Source organism: Brenneria corticis (genome assembly GCF_003115855.1).
Classification (GTDB): Bacteria; Pseudomonadota; Gammaproteobacteria; order Enterobacterales; family Enterobacteriaceae; genus Brenneria; species Brenneria corticis.
Genome location: NZ_KZ819121.1, coordinates 1 through 5,708, shown reverse-complemented (window position 1 = coordinate 5,708; position 5,708 = coordinate 1). Strand labels below are relative to the sequence as shown.

At 58.0% G+C, this 5,708-nt stretch carries 4 protein-coding genes; all 4 read left to right on the top strand.

Annotated elements, in window-relative coordinates:
- Nucleotides 1-449: 449 nt before the first annotated feature.
- Nucleotides 450-2,930, top strand: coding sequence for a glycyl radical protein (locus DDT56_RS24035; protein WP_136168867.1), 2,481 nt, complete (start codon nt 450-452; stop codon nt 2,928-2,930).
- Nucleotides 2,931-2,998: 68 nt separating this feature from the next.
- Entirely contained in the window at nt 2,999-3,922 is a 924-nt protein-coding gene (locus DDT56_RS24030) for a glycyl-radical enzyme activating protein (protein WP_136168866.1), read from the top strand.
- A 173-nt stretch (nt 3,923-4,095) separates the two neighbouring features.
- A complete protein-coding gene (locus tag DDT56_RS24025) occupies nt 4,096-5,178 on the top strand; it encodes an ABC transporter substrate-binding protein (protein ID WP_136168865.1) in 1,083 nt (360 codons plus the stop codon).
- 247 nt (nt 5,179-5,425) lie between these two features.
- Nucleotides 5,426-5,708: ABC transporter permease (locus DDT56_RS24955; protein ID WP_246856878.1), on the top strand; the 283-nt coding region annotated here is incomplete at both ends.

Below are 5,708 nucleotides of genomic sequence, written 5' to 3'. Positions count from 1 at the left end.
ACTCACATATACCGTTAACAGTATATGTGACTAAGAGACAGCCCTTGCCTGGGGGAGGCGCTGACTGACTCTCTCTCCTGCGAAGGAGTGGGGTTAATCACTGCTCCCACCCTTATCCTCCCGCCGCCCAGGCATGAGAATTACGATCCAACTCACAATCTTATCGGTCAGGATTGATCCCTACGACGCCCATGTCGGCGGGGGAGAGCGACTGGATTCCCTTCTTTGGTTTTGAAGCCGCGACGAAAATCGAGGCTCTCCTCCTATTCACTTCCATGCTAAACCGGTTGAAAAATATACAAATGTAAATATTAACAATACTAATGTTAATGATTTATTTGTAACCGATCCTAATGAAAATTATCTTCGGGATCTCTACATCCAAGAACCCTATACAAAATAGCCAAACAATATTGCGACGTATTTATCTGATTATGGAGGAGATCATCATGCCATCAAGCGGCAACGCGCTGTTAAAAGAGGAAATAGAGCTTTCCCGATCGATTTTCGATGCTGATGGAAAGCTGACCTACGAAGAGAAGGCGGAGCGCGCCTTGCAGGCGGCGCTGGAAATCAAGGATCAACTGCTGGATTCGCCCCAAAGGGTGGATACCGAACGTCTGATTCATCTGCTGGACGTCTACCGGAAATACGGCACCGAACCCGCCATACTATTAAGAGCCCGCGTCTTCGAGCAGGTTTTGCAAAAGAAGACGCTGTTTCTGGACAATAACCCCCTGGTGGGGTCGGTTACCTCGTATCCCGCCGGGGTTTATGTCTATCCCGAATACGGTTCGGAGTGGATCGCCGAGGAGCTCGACCAGCCGATCGTCTCCCATCTGGGCGAAGTTTCGCTTTCCACCCAGGACCGGGAGCTGCTGGCCGAAGCGGCCTCCTATTTCAAGGATAAAAACGCTGAAGCCCGTTCCCGCGAACTGGCGCAAGAGCTGTTGGGCCTTGATCCCAAAGAAGGCGTGGCGGCCGGTCTGTTCACGGAGTCGGCGCGCTATACCGTCGGCGCCGGTAACGTCGATTACGCCAGCTTTATCGATCGGGGGCTGAAAGAGATTATCCGGGAAACCGAAGAACGCCTGCGCGCGGTTCCCAGAACGGCCGCGGAGTCGGACAGAATCGATTACTACAAAGCCATCCTGATTAGCTTCAGAGCGGTGATCGCCCTTGCGCGCCGCTACGCCGATCTGGCGGAAAGCGAAGCGGGTAAAACCGGCGATCCCATACGTCGCGCCGAACTTCTGGAGATCGCCGAGGTTGCGCGTCACGTGCCGGAAAATCCGCCCAGAAATTTCCGCGAGGCGCTGCAAAGCTGGTGGTTTATCCACCTGGGGATCCAGATCGAGCAAAGCGGCTGCGGGTCGTCCCCCGGCAGGCTGGGACAGTACCTGGATAAATATTACCAGGTGGACAAAGCCCGCAACGGCCTTACCGCCGATCAGGCGAAAAGCTGGCTCAAGGCGCTGTTCGTCAAGATTTTGTCCTACGGTTTCTATTCCGGGGTGATCGCCGCCCGTCAGGGATCGGGCCACACCGGCCACACCATCAATCTGGGCGGGCTGGACGCCGGCGGCCGGGATGCCACCACGGAGCTGGATTACATTCTGCTCGATACGCAGATAGAGTTGCAGACCATTCAGCCCACCATTACGATCCTTTATCATGACGGTCTGGCGGAGGATTTCCTGCTCAAGGCGGTCGATCTCGAGCGCACCGGTCTCGGACAGCCGCAGTGGCTGAACAACCGCGTGGTCATCGAACGCCTGCTGACCCGCTACGCCAAAGTCGGCGTCACCATTGAAGACGCCAGAAATTGCATCAACATGAGCTGCGTCGCCACCGGCATCGCCGGCAAAACGGCGTTTCTGCACGAAGGCGGTTCGTTCAATCTGGCCAAGGCGCTGGAGCTGGCGCTTCACGACGGCGTCGATCCCGCAACCGGCCTGAGCGTCGGCGCGAAAACCGGCGATCCGAGAAATTTTGCTGATTTCGAACAGCTATACGCCGCCTACTCGCAGCAGGTTCTTCATCTTTTTCAGCAGGTGCGGCCGTTGGGATCGCTGTCCAACAAGGCGTTGGGCGATACGGTTCCCGTGCCGTTCCGTTCATCCCTTTACGAAGGCAGCCGCCGGCGCGGCAAGGACATTTACAAAGGCGGGGCGGATTATTACCTCTATTTCGTCATTTCGACGGCGGGGGTGGATGTCGCCAACTCGTTGGCGGCGCTCAAGCATGTGATTTACGACGAGAAAGAGACCGGGTGGGACGAATTGCTGGCCGCGCTGGCCGCCAATTTCGAGGACTACGACGCGCTGCACAACAAATTGCTTAAAGCCCCCAAGCACGGCAACGGCGATGCCGAAACCGACGCCCTGATCCGCCGCGTGTATGACGATGCGTGGACGCTTTTCCACTCGCTCGACGATCAGGACAATTTTTTCGGCGACAACGGCGCCAATCTGGAGGCGTTCTCGCTTTCCATCCACAATTACTTCGGCATCCTGACCGGCGCGTTGCCCAACGGGCGCAAGAAAGGCACGCCGTTGACCGACGCCAGCGTCTCGGCCACCCCCGGCTCGGACCGCAAAGGTCCTCTCGCTCTGCTGACCTCCGCCGCCCAGGCTTTGGATACGGTCAAATACGGTTCGAACCATTTCAATATGAAGTTCCATCCGCAGGCTTTGGCGGGGATTGGCGGCGCCCGCAAACTCCTGGCGCTGATCAAGGACTATATGGACCGCAACGGATCGCATATCCAGTTCAACGTGGTGAGTTCGGAAACCTTGCGCAAGGCGCAGGCCAACCCTGAAGACTACAAGGGCCTGACCGTGCGCGTGGCCGGTTTCTCCGCTTATTTCACCCGGCTCCATAAAGGGGTGCAGGACGAAATTATCGCGCGGACCGAACTCTCGTTTTAACGGGGGGTTTAAAAGTGCAGAGGCGGCGCGGCAATCCCGCGCCGCCTCTCCCTATCAGGGTTAAGGCAATGGAACCGCAGGGCGTTATTTTCGACATTCAGCATTTCAGCTTGCATGACGGGCCGGGCGTGCGCTCGACCGTATTTTTCAAAGGATGCCCTTTATCCTGCCTTTGGTGTTCCAATCCGGAATCCCAACGTAGAAAACCGGAGTTGCTCTATTTCGCGGCGAACTGCGTCAGCTGCGGCGCCTGCGTCGCCGCCTGCAAGTCCGGCGCGCTTTCTTTGGGAGAAAAGGGGGTCGCCATCAACCGAACCCTGTGCCAAAGCGGCGGCGCCTGTGTCGAGGCCTGCCCCAACGACGCCCGCAGCTTATCGGGGCGCAAGATGAGCGTTGAGGAAATCGCGGACGAAGTGCGCCAGCATTGGCGGATTTTTATGCAAAGCGGCGGCGGCGTGACCTGCAGCGGCGGAGAAATTCTGTCTCAACCCGTTTTCCTGAAAGCGCTATTGCAGAAACTGCACGACGAAATCGGCTTTCATCTCTGTCTCGACACCAGCGGCTACGCGCCCTGGGCGACGCTGGAGCAGCTTTTGCCCCACGCCGACATGATCCTGCTGGATTTGAAACATATGGATTCCGCCCGCCATAAAGAGGCGACCGGACGCGATAACAGACGCATTCTGGAAAACGCCCGCCATCTCGGCAAGCGCGGATTTCCCGTACTGGTGCGCCTGCCTCTGATCCCCGGTTTTAACGATGACGACGACAATCTTTCCCGGCTGGGCGCCTTTATGAAGGAGGTCGCGCTGCCCGTCATCGAGATTCTGCCTTATCACGAATTCGGCTCTTCGAAATACGAAGCGCTGGGAAAAACCTACCACGTTTATACAAATAAACGCCCGCGCGTCAGGGAAGCCGGTGAGATTCTGTCCGCTTTCGGGCTGGAGGTCGTTCTGAGCAAACTGGAAAATAATCAAACCTATGCCTGACGCTTTGGTATGCGAAAGCGCGGGTTGATTCGGGCGGCAATAACCGCCTTCGGCGCGCATTCCTGTTTGCCGCCGTTTATTGCAGGGGGATTGGGATAGGTAATCCTATAAATAGAGAGTCGCCGCTATCCCGTCATTATTATTTTATTCGTTTACCATGAGGTATTTTTGCCATGTCTAATCAGTCAATAAGCAACAAAAGGCATGCCGCCGCGCTGCTGGCGCTGAGCGCCACGCTGATATTGTGGTTGCAGACGGCGTCCGGCGCGCCGCAGCCGTTGAAAAGCATCACGCTGCAGCTCGACCCCGCTACGGCGGTGGCACAGGAAAAAGGCTTCTTCAAAGAAGCGTTCGACAAGATCGACATCAAAGAGGTGAAGCTGATCGCTTCCGGCAGCGCCGAACTGCTGGGCGCGGAGGCGGCGAACCTCAACCACGGCGGCATCGCGGTGGCGCAGCGCATGATCTATCCGGCGGTGGTGCATCACGCCAACGGGTTGGATGCGGTTATCGTCTGGGAGTCGGAGCCTTCCGACAAATACCGTACGCCGATTATCGCCCGGGTGGACAACAAAGAGATTAATCAGGTTCAGGATCTGGAAGGACGTAAATTCGCCAGCAGCCGGGTGAGCTGCTACTGGACGGCGCCTACCGAGATCCTGACCAAGGCGGGCTTGCCGCTGGACTCCCGCAAGCAGCAGGGACGGGTGCGCTATCAGTCGATGGATAACAACGCCGCGGTATCCGCCGCCCTGTTAAGCGGCTCCATCGATGCCACGGCGGTGCATCTCGGCGCCTCCGGCGCGGCCGCGCTCTATACCTCCGGCCAGGTGAAAGTGATCGGACGCTCCCCGGACGACGGCGTCTACGTCAACGGCGCCGGCCGGGTTTCCTACTTTGCGATGCGTTCGTTTGTCGAAAATTACCCGCAGGCCATCCAGGCGTTTCTGGTGGCGGTCGATCGCGCCAAAGCGTGGGCGCGGGAGAATCCCGATGAAGCGGCGGTCATCGTCGCCAAAGCCACCCGCGTGCCGGAGCATATCGCCAAGTTCCAAATCACCGATCCGTCGCAGTACTTCTTTATGCGCGGAGAGGAAGACGCCGACAACGTACGCGGCAATATCAAAACCTTCCAGGCCTGGTACATCGCGCAGGGGGACGACATCCTGAGCGAGCGCAATCTGAGCGATACCCAGGTCGATAAGCTGGTCGACGCCCGCTTTTTCAAAGGCGGCGCTTATTCGGTCTATAACTGACCACCCTTCACGTGAACAGGACCGATAATCATGAGCGATAACATTCTTGACGGCGTGGCGACGGTAAAGCCCGTGCGCCGTCGGCGATCGGGGACCTGGATCGGCTTTATCCTGCCGCTGGCGATCCTGTCCGGCTGGCAGGCCGCGTCCCATTATCAGTGGGTTCCGCCGGTCTTTCTGCCGTCTCCGGCGCGAACGCTCGCCTCGTTCTGGGACCTGGTGACCAAACAGTCGTTCGAAGAGGACNCTGGCCGCGCTGCTGCTGGGGATCGCCGCCGGCATGTCCCGCAAGGTGGAAAATTTCTTCGGCCCGACGTTCGACACTATCCGCCATATTCCCGGCATCGCCTGGCTGCCGCTAATCATTCTGTGGCTGGGGGTGGGGGCGCCGGCCAAGACGCTGGTGATCGCCAAGTCGGTGTTCTTCCCGGTGTTTCTCAATACGTTGCAGGGGATCCGCAACGTCGATCGTAACTACATCGAGCTGGGGGAGGTGCTGCGCCTGACGCGCTGGCAAACCCTGCGGCGCA